We start from the raw sequence: 17581 nt of genomic DNA on the forward strand, positions 1-17581 counted from the left end.
GTTCGATCCCGGTCGGGACCGCCATTTAAATTTAAATTCAGAACCGATTACGGGATTTCATTCCGGAGTCGGTTTTTTTGTTGTTTAAGATGTTAAAATAATTATTAAAAAGTATCAATACTTTCCGATGCAATGTATTTTAGGTACACTATAGCAAAGAAGTAGAAAGGAAATATGATTATGACTAGGAAAATAGAAGTGAATTCTGTCGAGGAGACAGAAAAAATCGCAACTAAACTTGCATCTCTTCTCACTCCTCCAGATGTACTGACGCTTGAAGGGGATTTAGGTGCCGGAAAAACAACATTTACAAAAGCCCTTGCAAAGGGATTAGGTGTTACAGGCACAGTTAATAGTCCGACTTTCACAATCATTAAACAGTATGAAGGGAAGTATCCGTTCAATCATCTGGATGTCTACCGATTAGCTGGCAGTGATGAGGATCTTGGCTGGGACGAGCTATTTTATGGTGATGCCGTATCAGTTATTGAGTGGGCACATCTAATTAAAGATGATTTACCTACAGAACGTTTGGAAATTCAGCTTGTCCATAATGGTGAAGACAAACGAACAATTATTATAACGCCTCTAGGTAAGAGGTATGAAGAGATTTGTGAGGGGATTTTCTTATGATTTGGTTAGGTATAGATACAGCTAACACGCCCATTTCCGTTGCCCTAGTTAAAGATGGGGAATTATTAATAGAAGAAACGTCCGCGATGGCTATTAATCACTCCTTACGTGCTATGCCAGCAATTGAACAGCTATTGGAAAAAGCAAATCTGAAACCATCGGATATAGGTGCAATTGCAGTTTCGGAAGGACCGGGTTCATATACAGGTGCTCGAATTGGAGTGACGATTGCAAAGACACTTGCCTGGACACTCGGTAAGCCTCTCGTTGGGGTGTCTACTTTGAAAGCAATGGCAGCAAATGTGTTATTTTACAACGGTTTGATTTGCCCGTTAGTCGATGCTAGAAGAAGTAATGTCTATGCAGGTGTTTATCGGTCCGAAGCAGGAAAACTTACTCAATTGATAGAGGATGGACATTACTCCCTTGAAGAATTGATTCTATTACTTGAAGAGCAAAGTAGTCCTATTTTATTCGTTGGAAAAGATACGGCTATGCATAAAGAAATGCTTATTGAACGGCTTGGTGCAGGTGCTGTAATTTCTCCTCTTCAATTTAATCTACCTCGGGCATCTTCGCTTATATATGTAGCTGCTCAATCAGAACCGGAAAATGATATTCATGGATTCGTTCCGGAGTATCGACGTATTGCTGAAGCAGAGGCAAATTGGCTGAAAGAGCAGGGAAAGGAAAATGATCTTGGATAAAGTGATTATTTATAGAGAGATGGGAACAGGTGATATATCTTCAGTTGTTGAAGTTGAAGAAGAAGTATTTGCTACTCCTTGGACTGCGGAAGTTTTTGAACATGAAATGAATGGAAATGACTATGCTCATTATGTCGTTGCTGAATTTGAAGAGAAAGTCATAGGCCATTGTGGCATGTGGATTGTTCTAGATGAGTGTCATATTACAAATGTTGCGGTACGAAAGCATATGCAGGGAAACGGCATTGGTGAAGGATTGATGAAAGAAGCGATAGCTGTTTGTAGAGAAAAAGAAGTCCGGTTAATGACCCTGGAAGTGCGGATGACTAATACTACGGCTCAAAATTTGTACCGTAAACTTGGTTTCCAGGACGGCGGAATCAGAAAAAACTATTATGCAGACGACCATGAAGATGCGCTCGTCATGTGGGTGGAATTCAAATGACAAAAGATATTTATATTTTAGGAATAGAAACGAGTTGTGATGAAACTGCCGCTTCCGTTGTGAAAAATGGAACTGAAATCATTTCAAATGTTGTGGCATCACAAATTACTAGCCAAAAGCGATTTGGCGGGGTAGTACCGGAAATCGCTTCAAGACATCATGTTGAACAAATTACATTGGTGATTGAAGAAGCACTTTCGAATGCAAAACTTAAACCTGCAGAGTTGGATGCAGTTGCTGTTACGGAAGGGCCGGGTTTAGTCGGCGCGTTGTTAATCGGCGTTAATGCTGCGAAAGCATTTGCATTTGCCAATGGATTGCCGATTATAGGCGTGCATCATATTGCAGGCCATATTTATGCGAATGAGCTGATGCAACCAATGGAGTTCCCACTTCTAGCTATAATCGTCTCAGGTGGTCATACAGAGCTTGTATTAATGAAAGGGCATGGTTCATTTGAACTCATTGGTGAAACGCGTGATGATGCTGCTGGTGAAGCCTATGACAAGGTAGCTCGTGTACTTGGACTTTCATATCCGGGTGGTCCACAAATTGATAAGCTGGCAGCTGAAAGTGATGGACAAATAGAATTTCCAAGGGCTTGGCTTGAACCAGGTTCGTACGATTTCAGCTTCAGTGGACTTAAATCTGCTGTTATTAACTACAAACATAATCTTGCACAACGTGGAGAGGCCGTAAATCCATTCCATGTCGCAGCAGGTTTCCAGGCGAGTGTTGTGGAGGTACTGACAACAAAAGCATTGAAAGCAGCGAAGGAGTTTGGAGTCAAGCAAGTAATTGCAGCTGGAGGAGTAGCAGCAAACAAAGGATTACGCTCATCTCTTGAAGAAAACTTCAAGAGGGAGGAAGTTCCCTTCTATGTACCTCCAATTGCACTCTGTACAGACAATGCAGCAATGATTGCTGCTGCTGGATCAGCAATGTTCAGTGACGGTATTCGCGGAAATCTTGCAATGAACGGTAAACCAGGTATGCCCCTCGTCTCGTGGAAAGAATAAATACGTAAAAACACAGAAGTTGCCAAATTGCGACAATTTCTGTGTTTTTTTTATCCCGATTTATTTTAGAATGTCAATAGGGAACATTCGTACTTATGCACATTTGTTGATAACTTGTGCATAACAATGACATATCAACCATTAATAACAGTTGAGAGAGGATAACTATGTGTATAACAATTGACTTTACTGTGGATAATGTGGACAATATTAAACTATTACCGGTATAACTAGGTTCTAGTTGTGAATAAGATTGTGGAAAGTATTTCACCGGTATAATGTGCATGTTTCGTAATTCGATATGTTCCGACAGCAAAAAGTGACAAAGCGCCACTTTGAATCAAGAGTCTTGATTCAAAATGACGCAATCTTTTCTTAAGCTAAAATCTCTAGTTCCTCTTGCAGCGCAAGCCAATTTTCCGATTTGTGATCATGTTCATCCTGGAGTGTGTCAATCTGGGACTGCAATTCCATTAATTTCACATGGTCATCTGCAAAATCAGGAGTTGAAAGTTCTTCTTGTAATGCCACAATCTTATCTTCCAAAACTGAAAGCTTAGATTCTACTTCGTCTATGGCTCTAGTTAATCTTCTTTCCTGTCTTTTTAGCTCTTTGTCATCGTCTTTTTTTCTTTCAATCACTGGAGTTGTCGTTTTTGTTGCTGCATTTGTTTCGGCGAGCAGTTCTTCCTGTTCCAGCTTCTTCTCTACGAAGTAATCGTAATCACCAAGATATTCAACTGCACCAGTACCGCTAATATCAATTACCTTAGTTGCAATACGGTTAATGAAGTAACGATCATGTGACACGAAGATAAGCGTGCCCGGGAAGTCATCCAATGCATTTTCTAGAATTTCTTTACTATCAAGGTCTAGATGGTTTGTCGGCTCATCAAGGATAAGCGTATTCGATTTCTGTAACATCAGTTTAGCAAGTGATAAGCGGGCTTTTTCCCCACCTGATAAAGACCTAACAGATTTCTCCACATCCTCACCGGTAAATAAAAAGCGTCCTAGCACAGAACGAACATCTTTTTCATTCATCATCGGCCACTCATCCCACAGTTCTTGTAGAACGGTACCAGTTCCGATAAGTGTTGCCTGTTCCTGATCGTAATAGCCAAATTGAACATTTGTACCATACCGGATTTTACCGGATATCGGGTCTTGTGCTTTAACGATTGTTTTTAATATTGTTGATTTCCCTACGCCGTTCGGTCCGATGAGCGCAATGCGATCTTGTTTGTATATCCGCATATCGATTCCCTTTGAGACAGGAATACCGTCATAGCCTACCGCTAGCTCTTCAAGGGCAAGTACATCGTTACCACTTGGTCGATCAATTGAGAAGGTGAAATTTGCTGATTTTTCATTACCATCAGGCGAATCCATCCAGTCCGTCTTTTCAAGCGTTTTTCTACGACTTTTGGCCATTTTGGATGTAGATGCACGAGCAATATTGCGCTGAACGAAATCCTCAAGCTTGGCCTTCTCTCCCATTTCTCTTACAAATAGTTTTTGATCACGTTCATAGTTTTTTGCTTTTTCGTCAAGATAGGCAGTATAGTTACCTGTGTACTTCATTACTTTTTTACGGGATACCTCGTAGACAATCGTGACGATTTCATCTAAGAAATAGCGGTCATGGGAAACAATTAGAATAGCCCCTTCGTATGATACCAAGTATTTTTCAAGCCAGCCTAACGTTTCGATGTCAAGGTGGTTTGTCGGCTCATCGAGTATGAGGAGATCGGGCTTACTAAGAAGCATTTTAGCAAGCGCCAATCGTGTCTTTTGACCACCCGAAAGAAGGGTGACATTTTTAGTGTAGTCCTCAGGGTAAAAACGCATCCCGTGCAGTACTGAACGGGTATCAGATTCGTATTGATAGCCGCCTGAGTCCTTAAATTCGACTTGCAGAGCATCGTATTCTTTAATGACACGATCATAGTCAGTCTTATTGTCATAGACAGACGGATCGGCCATTTGTCCTTCAAGCGATCTGAGCCGTCTTTCTATACTATGAAGTGGTTCAAATACGGTCATCATCTCTTCCCAAACTGTTAACGAGGAATCGATTCCTGAATGCTGTTCAAGATAGCCGATTCGTATATCTTTCGGAACGATTAAATCACCTGAATCAGCTGTCATTTCACCGGCAATTATTTTAAGAAGTGTTGATTTACCAGCGCCATTACGTCCAACTAGTGCAACGCGGTCGCGGTGCTGGACTTCTAGTTTTACGTTTTCTAATATATCTGTTCCTGAAAATGATTTTGTTAGTCCGTTCACTTGTAATACAATCAAAAGTAGCACCTCTATTCCTCTTCAGTTTAAATGAATAGTGTCAAGCGTGCAACGGTCGCCTTTACAACATTCATTATCTACTGTACGATAGAATCGCCTTTAAGTACGTGCAGGAGGGTTAGTATGAAAGAAGAAACACCAAAAATTCCACAGGCAACGTCAAAGCGTTTGCCTCTATATTATAGGTTTCTCCAAAATTTTGCGAACACAGGGAAGAAACGTGTATCATCCAGCGAGTTAAGTGAAGCGATGAAAATCGATGCCGCTACGATTCGACGTGATTTTTCCCATTTCGGGGCACTTGGCCGTAAAGGTTATGGCTATGACGTGCATTACCTAGTAGACTTTTTCCGTCAGACGCTCGACCAGGATGAAAAAACGGATGTCGCACTCATCGGGGTTGGCAGCTTGGGAAATGCTTTTTTGAAATATAATTTCCATAAGAACCATAATACGCGGATTGTCATTGCATTCGATCCAAAATCAGCTCTAGAGGGTACAGAGATGAGCGGCATACCTGTCTTTCATCCTGATACAATTAAGGAGAAGATTGAGGAATTAGGTATTGACCTGGTCATTCTCACAGTGCCATCACGTATTGCACAAGAAGTGACAGATCAACTTGTCACTATGGGTATTAAAGGGATTCTAAACTTTACTCCTGTGCGTCTAGCAGTACCAGAAACGGTACGAGTGCATACAATCGATTTGTCTGTCGAATTGCAAACACTTATCTATTTCATAAAAAATGACGTCAAAGGTTCACATATGTAACGGTTCGTTATTAGTAATCCCAACAGCTTTCGTGTAAAATAGACAAAGGAAGGAATGAATTTTTTCCTTCCACGAGAAAGGATCGAACTTTATCCTTTCCTAGGAAGGATTGAACTTTATCCTTCCCAAGGAAGAATTGTAATTCAATTCCTATCTTATGAAGGAGGTGTCCGAAATGCCAGGTCCAGGAAGTCTGATAATCATCGCTGTTATTGCTTTGCTCGTATTCGGTCCTAAGAAATTGCCTGAAATCGGGAAAGCCTTTGGTTCTTCATTGCGTGAATTCAAACACGCCACAAAAGGTCTTGTAGAAGACGACGATGTAAAAAAAGTGGAAGACAAGAAAGAAGAACTGAAGTAAGTTAGGATGACTGTCCGATGAACGATAAAAACTTAACAATCATTGAACATATAGATGAAATTAGAAAACGGCTGATGGTCATCGTCGTTTTCTTTGTTATTGCAGTAATAGGTGCTTTTTTCGTCGCAAAGCCGCTTATTCAATTTTTGCAGTATGATGGAGAAGCGAATAATATTACGTTGAATGCTTTCAACGTACTGGATCCAGTCATGATTTACGTGAAGGTGATTGTCTTTATAGCATTCATCGTCATTTCTCCGGTACTGATGTATCAATTATGGTCTTTCGTTTCACCGGGATTGCATGAAACGGAACGGCGCGCGACATTAAATTATATTCCGTTCACCTTTCTCCTGTTTGTAGGAGGAATTGCTTTTTCGTATTTTGTCTTGTTGCCATATGTGATGAAGTTCATGATGAATTTATCCGCAGAGCTAGATATAACCCAGACAATCGGGATAAATGAGTATTTCACTTTCCTTTTCCAACTGCTTATACCATTTGGCATTGTTTTCCAATTGCCGGTAGTCTTACTATTTTTAACAAGACTCGGTATATTGAATCCGAAGACACTCGTGAAAATAAGGAAGTACGCTTATTTTGTCCTATTCGTGATTGCGGCATTCATTACACCACCCGACTTGTTGTCCCATTTGTTCGTCACGGTTCCGCTATTTGCGCTTTATGAAATTAGTATTTTCATATCCCGCTTTGGTCATAGGAAATACTTGAAGGCGGAACAGCAACGACAATTTGAGGAAGCGACAGCTGAACAACAACGTCAAATCGAAGAAGTTAACAATCAACAGCAGAAATAATTAAAAAGTCTTCCACAACCCGCATATGGGTTGTGGAAGACTTTTTTAGTTCAGGAAAGTGACGATGACAGGCTTCATCTTTTCTTGCCATTTTAGTATCTTCTCCATGTTTAGGTTGAGTAGGACTACAAATCCATTCATCAGTAAATGAGCAATCATCGGAGTCAATATTCGTTTCGTTTTGTAGTACAGATAAGCGAAGACGAATGCAGGCATCATGTACATCAGGAGGTGTTCAAATTCATTATGGACCGCGGCAAACACGAGCGCACTGACAGTAGCTGCAATCCAAAAATTGGTCTTTTGATAAACACCTCCAAAAATAACTCTACGGAAAATGATCTCTTCGAGGAATGGGGCAAAGAGTACCATGCATATAATGATGATTGGGGATACTTTGGCAATTTCTGAAAGGATTGCGGTATTATCAGAACCTGGTGTTATTCCAATTGCATTTTCGATAGCACCGGCAAGCATTTGACCTCCAAGTGCCAGAAAGAAACCAATGAAGCCCCATAGAATCGAATTAGGAATGGTAGACTTTTTCCCTTTGAAAACCTGGAAGAAATTCTTCTTCGGTACAATTAATAGTAGGAAGATAATAGATGCTATTGAATTGACGATGAAAAGTGTCCATGAACTTGCTCGATATGCTATATCTTTATCGGTGAATTGCTCATCCCAAGGGAAGTATAAGAATAGTCCTTTGGATAAAAAGATACTGCTTACATGCATTAGGATGTAAGTAAGAAATAGGTAGATGTAAATTTTTCCGTTTTTCAAGTAATGCCACCCTTTCAACTGTGGTTGAGCCTAATATTATCTGTTCAGAACAAGATATGCAAAGAGAAAATCTTCGGAGTATTTCACTTGCAATATATGCAAATCTTCATTATGATTAGAAATGTATTAGCACTCATGACTGTTGAGTGCTAAAAAGAAGATATTACTCTGAGGAGGTTGTTTCAATTGTTGAAACCATTAGGTGACCGTATTGTTATCGAGCTAATCGAAGCAGAAGAAAAAACGTCAAGCGGTATTGTAATACCGGACTCTGCAAAAGAGAAACCACAAGAAGGTAAGGTTTTTGCAACAGGTACTGGACGCGTTCTTGAAAACGGCCAACGAGTTGAATTAGAAGTTAAAGAAGGAGATCGTATCCTTTTCTCTAAATATGCTGGTACTGAAATCAAACATGAAGGAAATGAATATCTGATCTTGCGTGAAAGTGACATCTTAGCGGTAATTGGCTAATATACTAATGCTTGGATAGTTAAAAAATACACGAAAAATCAGGAGGGTACTTATAAATGGCTAAACAAATTAAATTTAACGAAGAAGCACGAAGCGCAATGCTGCGTGGAGTAGATACATTAGCAGATGCTGTCAAAGTAACGCTTGGACCTAAAGGACGTAACGTTGTTCTTGAGAAAAAATTTGGTTCACCGCTAATTACAAATGACGGAGTAACAATCGCACGTGAAATCGAACTGGAAGATGCTTTCGAAAACATGGGAGCAAAACTGGTTGCTGAAGTAGCGTCTAAAACGAACGAAATTGCTGGTGACGGTACAACAACTGCAACGGTTCTAGCGCAAGCAATGATCCGTGAAGGACTGAAAAACGTTACAGCTGGTGCTAACCCTGTAGGAATCCGTAAAGGAATCGAAAAAGCGGTTGCAACTGCTGTTGAAGGCCTAAAAGAAATCTCCAATGAAATCGAAGGAAAAGAAGAAATTGCACAAGTTGCTTCCATCTCTTCTGGAGACGAAGAAGTAGGACAACTGATTGCTGAAGCAATGGAGCGCGTTGGCAACGACGGCGTCATTACAATCGAAGAGTCAAAAGGCTTCACGACTGAACTCGACGTTGTTGAAGGAATGCAATTCGACCGTGGCTATGCTTCTGCTTACATGGCAACAGACACAGATAAAATGGAAGCTGTTCTAGATAATCCGTACATCTTGATCACAGATAAAAAGATTGCGAATATCCAAGAAATCCTTCCTGTTCTTGAACAAGTTGTTCAACAAGGTAAACCACTTCTAATGATCGCTGAAGACGTTGAAGGCGAAGCACTTGCAACACTTGTTGTGAACAAACTACGCGGCACATTCAACGCTGTTGCTGTCAAAGCACCAGGCTTCGGAGATCGCCGCAAAGCGATGCTTGAAGACATTGCGACATTGACTGGCGGGGAAGTTATTACTGAAGACCTCGGACTAGACCTTAAATCAACTGATATTTCTCAGCTAGGTCATGCAGCAAAAGTTGTCGTTACAAAAGACAATACGACTATCGTTGAAGGTAGCGGAAATTCAGATCTTATCAAAGCGCGTGTTAATCAAATACGTGTTCAGCTTGAAGAGTCAACTTCAGAATTCGATAAAGAGAAATTGCAGGAACGTCTTGCGAAACTTGCAGGCGGCGTGGCAGTTATTAAAGTCGGAGCAGCTACTGAAACTGAACTTAAAGAACGTAAACTTCGCATTGAAGACGCATTGAACTCAACGCGTGCGGCTGTTGAAGAAGGTATCGTTTCTGGTGGTGGTACTGCACTAGTAAATGTTTACACGAAGGTAGCGGCATTACTAGAGTCTACTGAAGGCGACGTTGCAACAGGTATTAAAATCGTACTTCGTGCGCTTGAAGAACCTGTACGTCAAATCGCTAACAACGCGGGCCTCGAAGGATCTATCGTTGTTGACCGTCTGAAACGTGAAGAAATCGGCATCGGCTTTAACGCTGCAGACGGCGAATGGGTAAACATGATGGAAGCTGGAATCGTTGACCCAACTAAAGTTACACGTTATGCACTCCAAAACGCAGCATCTGTTGCAGCGATGTTCTTGACTACTGAAGCAGTAGTTGCAGACCTTCCTGAACCAGCAGGCGGCGGTATGGGCGGCATGCCTGACATGGGCGGTATGGGCGGCATGATGTAATCTCTTCACAGGCTATTTTGTGAAGCTGTCTCGTTCATAATTAATTAGTATAGGAATAACCACTTCTCAGAAAAATTGGAGAGGTGGTTATTTTTATGCTTTTAAAATTTGCATATCAAGACTTTTTAGCGGACAGAAAGTTTAAGAACACAACGAAAGTGAACATTGGAAACTACGAGAGGACACTAGGGCTGTTTATCGACTATTGCCTTGAACTTGGTGTCATTAACATTGAAGAGGTAGCACAAAGCCATATACGCAGTTACCTAGTTGATTGCCAGGAGAGAGGGAATAAGCCGGGGACAATTAATACAAAAATCATGAAAAGCCGTGCTTCAATTAGTTTCCGGTGCGGCAAACTATCATGTTTGCTTCTCGCGAAGTAATTGAAGAACAAATTTCTTATCAAAATCCAGACTATACGATTGAAGAGAAAGCAGAGAGACAATTAACTAGCTATTTTTGGGGTGTATTCCGGGGTGTAATTTAATCAAAGTGAATCAAACAGCGATATGTTAATAATAAGAGTTTTTAGTTATTAAGGTTTACACCAGTAATGTAAGGTATATTATATTTGTTGAATAGATTCTCTTTAAAGACAAGAAAAGTAGGTGAACAAAGTGGGGAAATATCAATTGGATAACAAAGGTCGGGTAGCTGTGACAAAGTATCATGAAAAACACAAGCCTGCCCAATTTGATAAAAAGGAGCAACTCGAAAAAATACGTGCGGAGTATTTGAAAAAGAAGCAAAAACAAACAGATAAATAATAAGAAGACATATCTTCAAAATTGTCAAAAACAGACCAAGCAAAAGGATATTTTAGAATTAGCGACGGTACAATACTTGTTTAAGAATTTAATATATTGTAATTTAAATATTAAAAGAGGATTAAAGTAAAATCATTCTTTTACTTAGCGAGGTAGAGCAATCTATCTCGCTTTTATAAAAAAATACAAAAAGGAAGACCTTTTTTTGGTAGATTTAAGTCACCACAACCAATCCTAGAAAAGAGGTCTTCCCTTTTACTCAGTTTACAACAGCTATTGTTCAAGTACTAGTAGAAAAACAAGATATTACCGAGCTACTCAGAACGGAGTAATACATCTTTAGATTTAAACATCAAATAACTTAATTATTATTCAACAACTAAACGTTGTAAATTTGCGTTCTGCTTATGGTGCCTCTAAATTGATTAATTTTTATTCCTGACTTTGTAGTAGTTCAGGGAATAAATAATGTAATATATCCATAGTCAGACGTTGCGAATTCCCTTTATACGGATATATATGCATATACATGGATGGATTAAAGTTCGCTTCTAAAATCCCGTAAGCATTTTTATCAGCGGCGGGAACTTCTTTATTTTCAATAATCAAATCGATGCCACTAATTTTAGCTCCAAGTGCCGATACCGCATCCACAGCAATCTTTTTATAATCATCAGAAATTTGATCTGTTACATCAATCGAGTCTCCACCTGTACTGACATTAGAGTTTTCACGCAAATAGATGATTTCATCAATTTTTGGAATCGAATCCAATCCATATCCTTGACCTTTAAGCATAAGTTGCTCCAATTCACCTAATTGAATACTTTCTAAAGGCGTCCTATGGTCTCTTCCTCTTAACGGATCACGGTTCTTTTCAATGACTAACTCTTCGATTGTATGTTTACCATCACCTTTAATATTCGCAGGAACTCGTGACAAAATAGCATACACTTTATCATTTAATACAAAAAATCTATATTCTGTTCCATTAAGAAACTCTTCGACTAATACAGAAGAATCTTCTTTAAATGCGAGTGTGATTGCTTTTAGATAATCTTCGTAATTTGCCCCTTCTTTAAAAATTGATATTCCTAATCCAAAGTTAGTTGTTTTAGGCTTCACAACGAAAGGTTTGGAAGAAAACAAATCGTAAGAACGTAAAGCATGATCTATGTCATTATATTCTTCACCATTCGGCACACGGAATCCGTGTTGATGAAGAATCTTCTTTGTGACTGTTTTATTTTCCATAATTAAAGTAGATACATAGCTATCTTTACTTGTCATATTCCCGTTTTTTACAAATTCAACATGATCTTTTAATTGAAGCTTCAAAAACTGATCTTGCCTATCTAAGATTTCTACCTGGATTCCTTGCTGAAAAGCATCGAACATTAAAATCTGAGTGGACAACTCCATGTCAGTAAAACCTGTTAATTGATATGGTTTATCCCATGACTTTTCATAATTTACTTTAGCAATACTCGTAGCCACTTGACCTTGACTATCCTTTTTACTATCTTTATACAGTCTTCCGGCTAAAGTCTTACTTGGGTCCATTAATATTTCCCTTAGACTAACAAATAATGTATCTGAAACAGTCAAATCCAGGATTTCTACTAGGTGTTCCATCTCATCAATAATGTTTTTTGCATCTACTTCAAATTGTGTATGCTCTAATGGATGTTCAAGCGCCACTAAATCATTGTAAAATTTACCCGCTTTTACCCACTCATCACTATGAATACCTTCATCTTTCCAAAGTAAATAAATTAAAAAAAGATGTAGGAATTCTGCTTGTTCATAGCTAATTCCATTCTTTTCAAAAGGGTTAATATCTATATTTCTTAATTCAATATATCTAACACCCTGACCTTCTAAATCTGAAGCATGTTGTCCACCTCTTAATCGGACAGCTGAATAAAATTCTTTTTCTTCTACTAGTAGTCCTCTTTGAACCATCAAAGAGATATCTGATATATAATTTTGCAAACTACTATATGAAACTTGAACATCATTGTGATTGGTATAACCATATTTACTGTTTCTAATACTTCTTACTGGTACATTCAAAGAATCTTCATCGAAAAAGTTCTTTTCACTACTTGGAGATGCGCCATATAAATAAGTTATTAACCATTGATAGTGTAAATAATTTCTTGTGGTTTTAAGATAAATCTCGGTTTTAAAATGTTGATAATCTTTTATCTCCGATTGTAAGTTAAATAACGCTTGGATTAACTCGTCTCCGAATTCAAAGTTGAAATGAATACCACTGATCATTTGTTTACGACGGCCATACGATTTGGATAACGATTGACGATATCTAACATTTTCGGAATTGTTCAGTTTTGCAATTACAATATCTTCTTCTTTTTCTGGTAACGCAGGCGGCATGCTTAATGGCCAAAGCATTTCATTATCATCCATAGAACGATAAACAACGTCATGGATAGCTGTTAAGTAATTAAACAGTTCATCTAGCGTTTCAGAAACAGGTGTGACTAATTCCATCTGTGTTTCGGAAAAGTCACGCTTTATAAAGGGGTGCTCATCTCTTGTAGAAATAGATTTAGGATGATCTGTTTTAGATAAATTTCCTGATAAGTCAACTCGTTGACTTTCTTTTTCAATCCCATAACGGGCTTTTAATAAGTATGGTTTAACACGGTCATTCTCTAACATTTTTTTAATATCCATATTAGCGATACCTCGCAATTCACTTGTTTTTAAAATTATTACTAGTTTTTTAGATTGTAAACTGTGAAATATGACGAAATACAGTAATGGAAAATACCCACATTTAGTTGCAATGGGGATATTTTCCATTCTATATTTTATTGTGAAAGGGGAATTAGCTTAAGTGTTTCATATGAAAAGCGAAATGATCATCTAAGAAAGTAGCAATGAAGAAATAGCTATGATCATAACCTTCAATTTTCTTGTAATTTACTTCTTGGTTACTTTCTCGGGCATTTTCTAAGAAAGTGGTTTCTCCCAATTGTTCTGGATAAAACGTATCTGCAGTTCCTTGTGAAATAAGAATAGGTGGCATGCCAGTTTCTTTGATGAGTTCTGAAGCATCCCAATCTTTCCAAGCTGTTTTATCTTCGCCTAAATAAGAGGAGAATGCTTTTATTCCCCACGGGACTTGACTAGGACTTAAAATAGGAGAAAAAGCAGAAATTGCTTTGAATCTCGCAGCATTTTTCATCCCAATTACTAATGCGCCATGCCCTCCCATTGAGTGGCCCATTATGCTTTCTTTTCCCGAAAAATTAGGGACTAAAGTGGACGCGATACCTGATAATTCATCTGTAATATACGTATACATTTTATAATTCTTTGCCCATGGATTTTGTGTAGCATTTAAATAAAAACCTGCACCTTGTCCAAGGTCCCATGCTTCATCATTAGCAACATTTTCTCCACGTGGTGAAGTGTCTGGAATAATGACAGCGACTTGATATGTTTCAGCCAATCTTTGAAAGCCACTTTTTTGGCTGAAATTATCATCTGTACAAGTTAAACCAGATAACCACCAAATAAGAGGGATTTCTTTCTTTTCTATATTTGATGGTAAGTAAATACTAAATGTCATATCGCATTGCAACGCTTCTGAATAATGGGTGTACTTAGATTGTTCTCCATCAAAAGAGCGTTTTTCTTCAATTAGTTTAAGACTCATTATTTCACTCCTCATATGTTAACATTGTACGGATTGACTCACCTTTATGGAGTAAGTCAAATGCCTCATTGATATCTGTAAAGTTTAAGTTGTGTGTAATAAACGAATCTAAATCGATATCTCCTTGCATAAAGTCTTCGATCATTCCTGGTAGTTCAGTTCTACCTTTAACACCACCAAAGGCTGACCCTTTCCATACTCGACCCGTTACTAATTGGAATGGACGAGTGCTAATTTCTTTACCGCCAGCTGCAACACCGATAACAATACTTTCTCCCCAACCTTTATGACAGGATTCAAGTGCGGATCTCATGACATCGACATTTCCGATACACTCGAAGCTATAATCTACTCCGCCGTCCGTCATGTCAACGATGACTTCTTGGATCGGTTTATCAAATTTAGAAGGGTTAATAAAATCAGTTGCACCCATTTTTTTAGCCAATTCAAACTTATCTTCATTCATATCAATGGCAATAATACGACTTGCTTTTGCTTGAACCAATCCTTGAATAACAGCTAAACCAATTGCGCCTAAACCAAATACCGCTGCTACAGCGCCTTCTTCAACTTTTGCTGTGTTGTGTACAGCGCCAATACCTGTGGTAACTCCGCATCCAAGCAGTGCAACTTTATTAAGTGGTACGTCTTTATCTTCTACTTTTGCTAATGAAATTTCAGCAACCACTGTGTATTCGCTAAATGTACTTGTTCCCATGTAGTGATAAATAGGCTCTCCGTTATAAGAGAAACGAGTCGTTCCATCAGGCATTAACCCTTTACCTTGCGTTTCCCGTATCGAACCGCACAAGTTCGTTTTACCAGAAAGACAGAATTTACATTCTCCACACTCAGGTGTGTATAGTGGAATAACATGGTCCCCTGGTTTTACTGAAGTTACGCCTTCACCGACAGATACAACAACGCCCCCACCTTCGTGACCTAGCACGGTAGGAAATACGCCTTCTGGATCAGCACCTGATAATGTGTAAGCATCTGTATGACAGACTGAAGTGTACAGAATCTTTACTAATACCTCTCCTGCTTTTGGTTCCTCTACATCGATTTCTACAATTGTAAGTGGTTCTCCTGGTTTAAATGCAACAGCTGCTCTACTTTTCATATGAATACCTTCTTTCTATTTATCTACCTCTACATTGTTCATGATTACATATTATTGAACATCATACAATACTGACATATTTGTCAGTATGTAGTATGATTAACATTAGGAAGTGAAAATGTATGACAATTCGGTATAAAGAGAAAACTTTTTTCAATGGAAAAGACTTGGCATTATCAGTTATAGGCGGACGCTGGAAAATAGCAATTATATGGTGTTTGCTTCAACAGTCTCCATTAAGGTTAAGTGAAATGCAAATAAAACTCCCCCAAGTCAATCAACGCATGTTAATTAGACAACTAAGGGAATTGGAAGATGATAAAATAATTAATAGAACTGTATTCCCAGTTGTACCTCCTAAAGTTGAGTATCAACTAAGCGTAATCGGTCTTCGACTAGAACCCGTTGTAACCTCCATCTGTGAGTGGGGAGATGATTTTGCAGAACAATTGGAAGGAAACGCTGGTAAAATATCAGTTGACTAACAAATTGTACAAATAATTCCGATAATTACACAAAAACACTATCCTAAATTGCAACATTAAATGCAACAAATGTTCACAGTTGTGGAAGAAGCACTGTGCATGTATCGGGCCAATGAAATAAATTCTTGTGAAATCAGGAAGCCTTTTTAAACTGTGAACTCTATTTTTATAAGTCTCGATATTCAGACCCGTAAGTATAATTTATTTGAATATTCAAAAATTTTGGTATAATAATTACATATGAAAAAGGAGATTGAGCGATTATGACTACTTATGAAGAAAATGTTGAAGGTTTTGATAAAATTGATTCCGCAAAAGCACAGGACTTGGTAAAAGGAGAAACCGAAGCCGTAATCTATATTGGCAAGGCTGTATGTCCTTATTGTCAAATATTCGTTAAAAAACTTAGAAATGTTGCTGAGGAAACTGATACTCATATTTATTATATCAATAGTGTAGAAGAATCTGATATGGAAGGTATTACTGCCTTCCGTAAAAAATACGACATACCTACAGTTCCAGGCTTCATCTTTACTAATGGTGACAAAGTAAGCGTGAAATGCGATTCATCAATGCCAGAAGAAGAAATTAAAGCTTTTATGAATAAATAATTCAATTTCAAACAGTGGTCTTTGCAATCGGGCTCTGTTGTGGGTGCGAAATGTTCCTGGCTTTAATGAAATGTGGTTACACAATTTCGGTAAAGGCCAGGCATTTTTAGGTTTCCTAAAACGGAGGGATTATGTCGAGAAGTCGGGTGAGTTGGTAACGCCCTGGAAGGCTCTCCATGCGTCGAGTAGCACGCTATTCAGTAAGGGGAAACGTGTTTTATTGGCTTGGCTAATAGGCACGAGAATTTACCGTAACAGTTCGATTGATGAAAGCATACTTGATGGGGTGTGTAATTCATGGAGCTTGGTTTGAACAGATATGGTGAGAGTGTAATATGAAATAACGGAATATACTGTATTTATGCAGATCTTTTGAATGTACGGTTCTAGAAGCGCGTTATATAGAAATGTATTTACTACCAAATGTGGGGTTAGCTATGGATGAGTAAGAATCCGCAATACGAAAATCCATCTTGTGTAACAGGCGCATGCATTGCTAACAGGCTCATAGGAAGCACCTAAGCTTGTTATTCGTATAAAGTTCCATACCTTTTTAATCAATCAAATTATTCAATTTCTTTCTCAATACTTAATTTAAATAGATAGTGACAAATATGTCAGTATTAACTTATTATTCAAAATACAGTACAATAGGTTTAGAAGGAAGAAGGGGGAAATGTGAAAAGTAAAGCAGCGTAACATTTGGACCGAATGGACCACTCAAAATTGTTTGCTTGGTTGTGGAATATCTCCTGGTATCTGAGCTGTTAAAAACACTTCGAAAGTCGAAGAAGAAGCTGTAACTGTAACTGCAGTATTTAAGTTAGGCGCATTTGGTTTAGCTGAAATTCAGAGATTAAAAAATAATGAATATACTCAAGGAGGAATTTAT

The 17581-nt window shown here is 38.5% G+C and carries 18 protein-coding genes; 13 read left to right on the forward strand and 5 right to left on the reverse strand.

Annotation, left to right across the window (positions count from 1 at the left end):
• Positions 1 to 180 precede the first annotated feature (180 nt).
• From tsaE to tsaD, 4 genes are read left to right on the forward strand one after another with little or no spacing between them, the layout of a single operon-like run.
• On the forward strand, positions 181 to 633 hold the full coding sequence (gene tsaE, locus AC25Y6_RS17435; RefSeq protein WP_482105768.1) for a tRNA (adenosine(37)-N6)-threonylcarbamoyltransferase complex ATPase subunit type 1 TsaE: 453 nt from the start codon (positions 181 to 183) through the stop codon (positions 631 to 633).
• The gene (gene tsaB / locus AC25Y6_RS17440; protein WP_488143916.1) at positions 630 to 1340 is read left to right on the forward strand and encodes a tRNA (adenosine(37)-N6)-threonylcarbamoyltransferase complex dimerization subunit type 1 TsaB; all 711 of its coding nucleotides are present in this window, start codon (positions 630 to 632) and stop codon (positions 1338 to 1340) included. The genes tsaE and tsaB overlap by 4 nt, the downstream gene beginning before the upstream one ends.
• Positions 1327 to 1785, forward strand: a complete 459-nt coding sequence (gene rimI, locus AC25Y6_RS17445) for a ribosomal protein S18-alanine N-acetyltransferase (RefSeq protein WP_482105770.1) — start codon at positions 1327 to 1329, stop codon at positions 1783 to 1785. The genes tsaB and rimI overlap by 14 nt, the downstream gene beginning before the upstream one ends.
• On the forward strand, positions 1782 to 2804 hold the full coding sequence (gene tsaD / locus AC25Y6_RS17450) for a tRNA (adenosine(37)-N6)-threonylcarbamoyltransferase complex transferase subunit TsaD (RefSeq protein ID WP_482105771.1): 1023 nt from the start codon (positions 1782 to 1784) through the stop codon (positions 2802 to 2804). Before rimI ends, tsaD begins: the two co-directional genes overlap by 4 nt.
• A 375-nt stretch (positions 2805 to 3179) precedes the next feature.
• Here tsaD and AC25Y6_RS17455 read toward each other — a convergent pair whose 3' ends face one another.
• Positions 3180 to 5111, reverse strand: coding sequence for an ABC-F family ATP-binding cassette domain-containing protein (locus AC25Y6_RS17455; RefSeq protein ID WP_488143938.1), 1932 nt, complete (start codon positions 5109 to 5111; stop codon positions 3180 to 3182).
• Positions 5112 to 5234: 123 nt separating this feature from the next.
• On the opposite strand from AC25Y6_RS17455, the gene AC25Y6_RS17460 reads away from it, so the two are divergent.
• From AC25Y6_RS17460 to tatC, 3 genes are all read left to right on the forward strand, one after another.
• Complete coding sequence (locus tag AC25Y6_RS17460) at positions 5235 to 5885, forward strand: redox-sensing transcriptional repressor Rex (RefSeq protein ID WP_488143917.1); 651 nt, start codon at positions 5235 to 5237, stop codon at positions 5883 to 5885.
• 175 nt (positions 5886 to 6060) lie between these two features.
• Positions 6061 to 6246, forward strand: coding sequence for a twin-arginine translocase TatA/TatE family subunit (locus AC25Y6_RS17465; RefSeq protein WP_067205353.1), 186 nt, complete (start codon positions 6061 to 6063; stop codon positions 6244 to 6246).
• A gap of 17 nt (positions 6247 to 6263) precedes the next feature.
• Positions 6264 to 7064 carry a twin-arginine translocase subunit TatC gene (tatC, locus tag AC25Y6_RS17470; protein ID WP_482103180.1) on the forward strand — a complete coding sequence of 267 codons (801 nt, stop codon included), beginning with the start codon at positions 6264 to 6266 and terminating at the stop codon, positions 7062 to 7064.
• A 45-nt stretch (positions 7065 to 7109) separates the two neighbouring features.
• On the opposite strand, the gene AC25Y6_RS17475 is transcribed toward tatC, so the two are convergent.
• On the reverse strand, positions 7110 to 7847 hold the full coding sequence (locus AC25Y6_RS17475; protein WP_488143918.1) for a CPBP family intramembrane glutamic endopeptidase: 738 nt from the start codon (positions 7845 to 7847) through the stop codon (positions 7110 to 7112).
• Between the two features lie 186 nt (positions 7848 to 8033).
• Here AC25Y6_RS17475 and groES point away from each other — a divergent pair, with 186 nt between their 5' ends.
• The 4 genes from groES to AC25Y6_RS17495 all read left to right on the forward strand — a co-directional run bounded on the left by groES (position 8034) and on the right by AC25Y6_RS17495 (position 10779).
• Positions 8034 to 8318, forward strand: coding sequence for a co-chaperone GroES (groES, locus tag AC25Y6_RS17480; protein ID WP_488143919.1), 285 nt, complete (start codon positions 8034 to 8036; stop codon positions 8316 to 8318).
• A gap of 56 nt (positions 8319 to 8374) precedes the next feature.
• Positions 8375 to 10009 carry a chaperonin GroEL gene (gene groL, locus AC25Y6_RS17485; RefSeq protein WP_488143920.1) on the forward strand — a complete coding sequence of 545 codons (1635 nt, stop codon included), beginning with the start codon at positions 8375 to 8377 and terminating at the stop codon, positions 10007 to 10009.
• Between the two features lie 95 nt (positions 10010 to 10104).
• On the forward strand, positions 10105 to 10395 hold the full coding sequence (locus AC25Y6_RS17490; RefSeq protein WP_488143921.1) for a hypothetical protein: 291 nt from the start codon (positions 10105 to 10107) through the stop codon (positions 10393 to 10395).
• A 234-nt stretch (positions 10396 to 10629) separates the two neighbouring features.
• Complete coding sequence (locus tag AC25Y6_RS17495; RefSeq protein WP_488140612.1) at positions 10630 to 10779, forward strand: hypothetical protein; 150 nt, start codon at positions 10630 to 10632, stop codon at positions 10777 to 10779.
• A gap of 432 nt (positions 10780 to 11211) precedes the next feature.
• Here the strand turns inward: AC25Y6_RS17495 and gshAB are convergent, their stop codons facing one another.
• The 3 genes from gshAB to AC25Y6_RS17510 all read right to left on the reverse strand — a co-directional run bounded on the left by gshAB (position 11212) and on the right by AC25Y6_RS17510 (position 15593).
• Positions 11212 to 13482, reverse strand: coding sequence for a bifunctional glutamate--cysteine ligase GshA/glutathione synthetase GshB (gshAB, locus tag AC25Y6_RS17500; protein WP_488143922.1), 2271 nt, complete (start codon positions 13480 to 13482; stop codon positions 11212 to 11214).
• A 154-nt stretch (positions 13483 to 13636) separates the two neighbouring features.
• Positions 13637 to 14470: an S-formylglutathione hydrolase gene (gene fghA / locus AC25Y6_RS17505; protein ID WP_488143923.1), complete on the reverse strand. Its 834-nt coding sequence runs from the start codon at positions 14468 to 14470 to the stop codon at positions 13637 to 13639.
• Between the two features lie 4 nt (positions 14471 to 14474).
• Complete coding sequence (locus AC25Y6_RS17510; protein ID WP_488140615.1) at positions 14475 to 15593, reverse strand: S-(hydroxymethyl)glutathione dehydrogenase/class III alcohol dehydrogenase; 1119 nt, start codon at positions 15591 to 15593, stop codon at positions 14475 to 14477.
• 122 nt (positions 15594 to 15715) lie between these two features.
• Between AC25Y6_RS17510 and AC25Y6_RS17515 the strand changes: the two genes are divergently transcribed.
• Positions 15716 to 16078, forward strand: a complete 363-nt coding sequence (locus tag AC25Y6_RS17515) for a winged helix-turn-helix transcriptional regulator (protein ID WP_488140616.1) — start codon at positions 15716 to 15718, stop codon at positions 16076 to 16078.
• A gap of 263 nt (positions 16079 to 16341) precedes the next feature.
• Positions 16342 to 16689, forward strand: a complete 348-nt coding sequence (locus AC25Y6_RS17520; RefSeq protein ID WP_488140617.1) for a DUF6568 family protein — start codon at positions 16342 to 16344, stop codon at positions 16687 to 16689.
• Positions 16690 to 17581 lie beyond the last annotated feature (892 nt).

This window comes from Sporosarcina sp. Y1004 (genome assembly GCF_057669665.1).

Coding starts and splice junctions, on each gene's coding strand:
- tsaE (WP_482105768.1), top strand. CDS start 181: ATGACTAGGAAAATAGAAGTGAATTCTGTCGAGGAGACAGAAAAAATC.
- tsaB (WP_488143916.1), top strand. CDS start 630: ATGATTTGGTTAGGTATAGATACAGCTAACACGCCCATTTCCGTTGCC.
- rimI (WP_482105770.1), top strand. CDS start 1,327: ATGATCTTGGATAAAGTGATTATTTATAGAGAGATGGGAACAGGTGAT.
- tsaD (WP_482105771.1), top strand. CDS start 1,782: ATGACAAAAGATATTTATATTTTAGGAATAGAAACGAGTTGTGATGAA.
- AC25Y6_RS17460 (WP_488143917.1), top strand. CDS start 5,235: ATGAAAGAAGAAACACCAAAAATTCCACAGGCAACGTCAAAGCGTTTG.
- AC25Y6_RS17465 (WP_067205353.1), top strand. CDS start 6,061: ATGCCAGGTCCAGGAAGTCTGATAATCATCGCTGTTATTGCTTTGCTC.
- tatC (WP_482103180.1), top strand. CDS start 6,264: ATGAACGATAAAAACTTAACAATCATTGAACATATAGATGAAATTAGA.
- groL (WP_488143920.1), top strand. CDS start 8,375: ATGGCTAAACAAATTAAATTTAACGAAGAAGCACGAAGCGCAATGCTG.
- AC25Y6_RS17490 (WP_488143921.1), top strand. CDS start 10,105: ATGCTTTTAAAATTTGCATATCAAGACTTTTTAGCGGACAGAAAGTTT.
- gshAB (WP_488143922.1), bottom strand. CDS start 13,482: ATGGATATTAAAAAAATGTTAGAGAATGACCGTGTTAAACCATACTTA.
- fghA (WP_488143923.1), bottom strand. CDS start 14,470: ATGAGTCTTAAACTAATTGAAGAAAAACGCTCTTTTGATGGAGAACAA.
- AC25Y6_RS17510 (WP_488140615.1), bottom strand. CDS start 15,593: ATGAAAAGTAGAGCAGCTGTTGCATTTAAACCAGGAGAACCACTTACA.
- AC25Y6_RS17515 (WP_488140616.1), top strand. CDS start 15,716: ATGACAATTCGGTATAAAGAGAAAACTTTTTTCAATGGAAAAGACTTG.
- AC25Y6_RS17520 (WP_488140617.1), top strand. CDS start 16,342: ATGACTACTTATGAAGAAAATGTTGAAGGTTTTGATAAAATTGATTCC.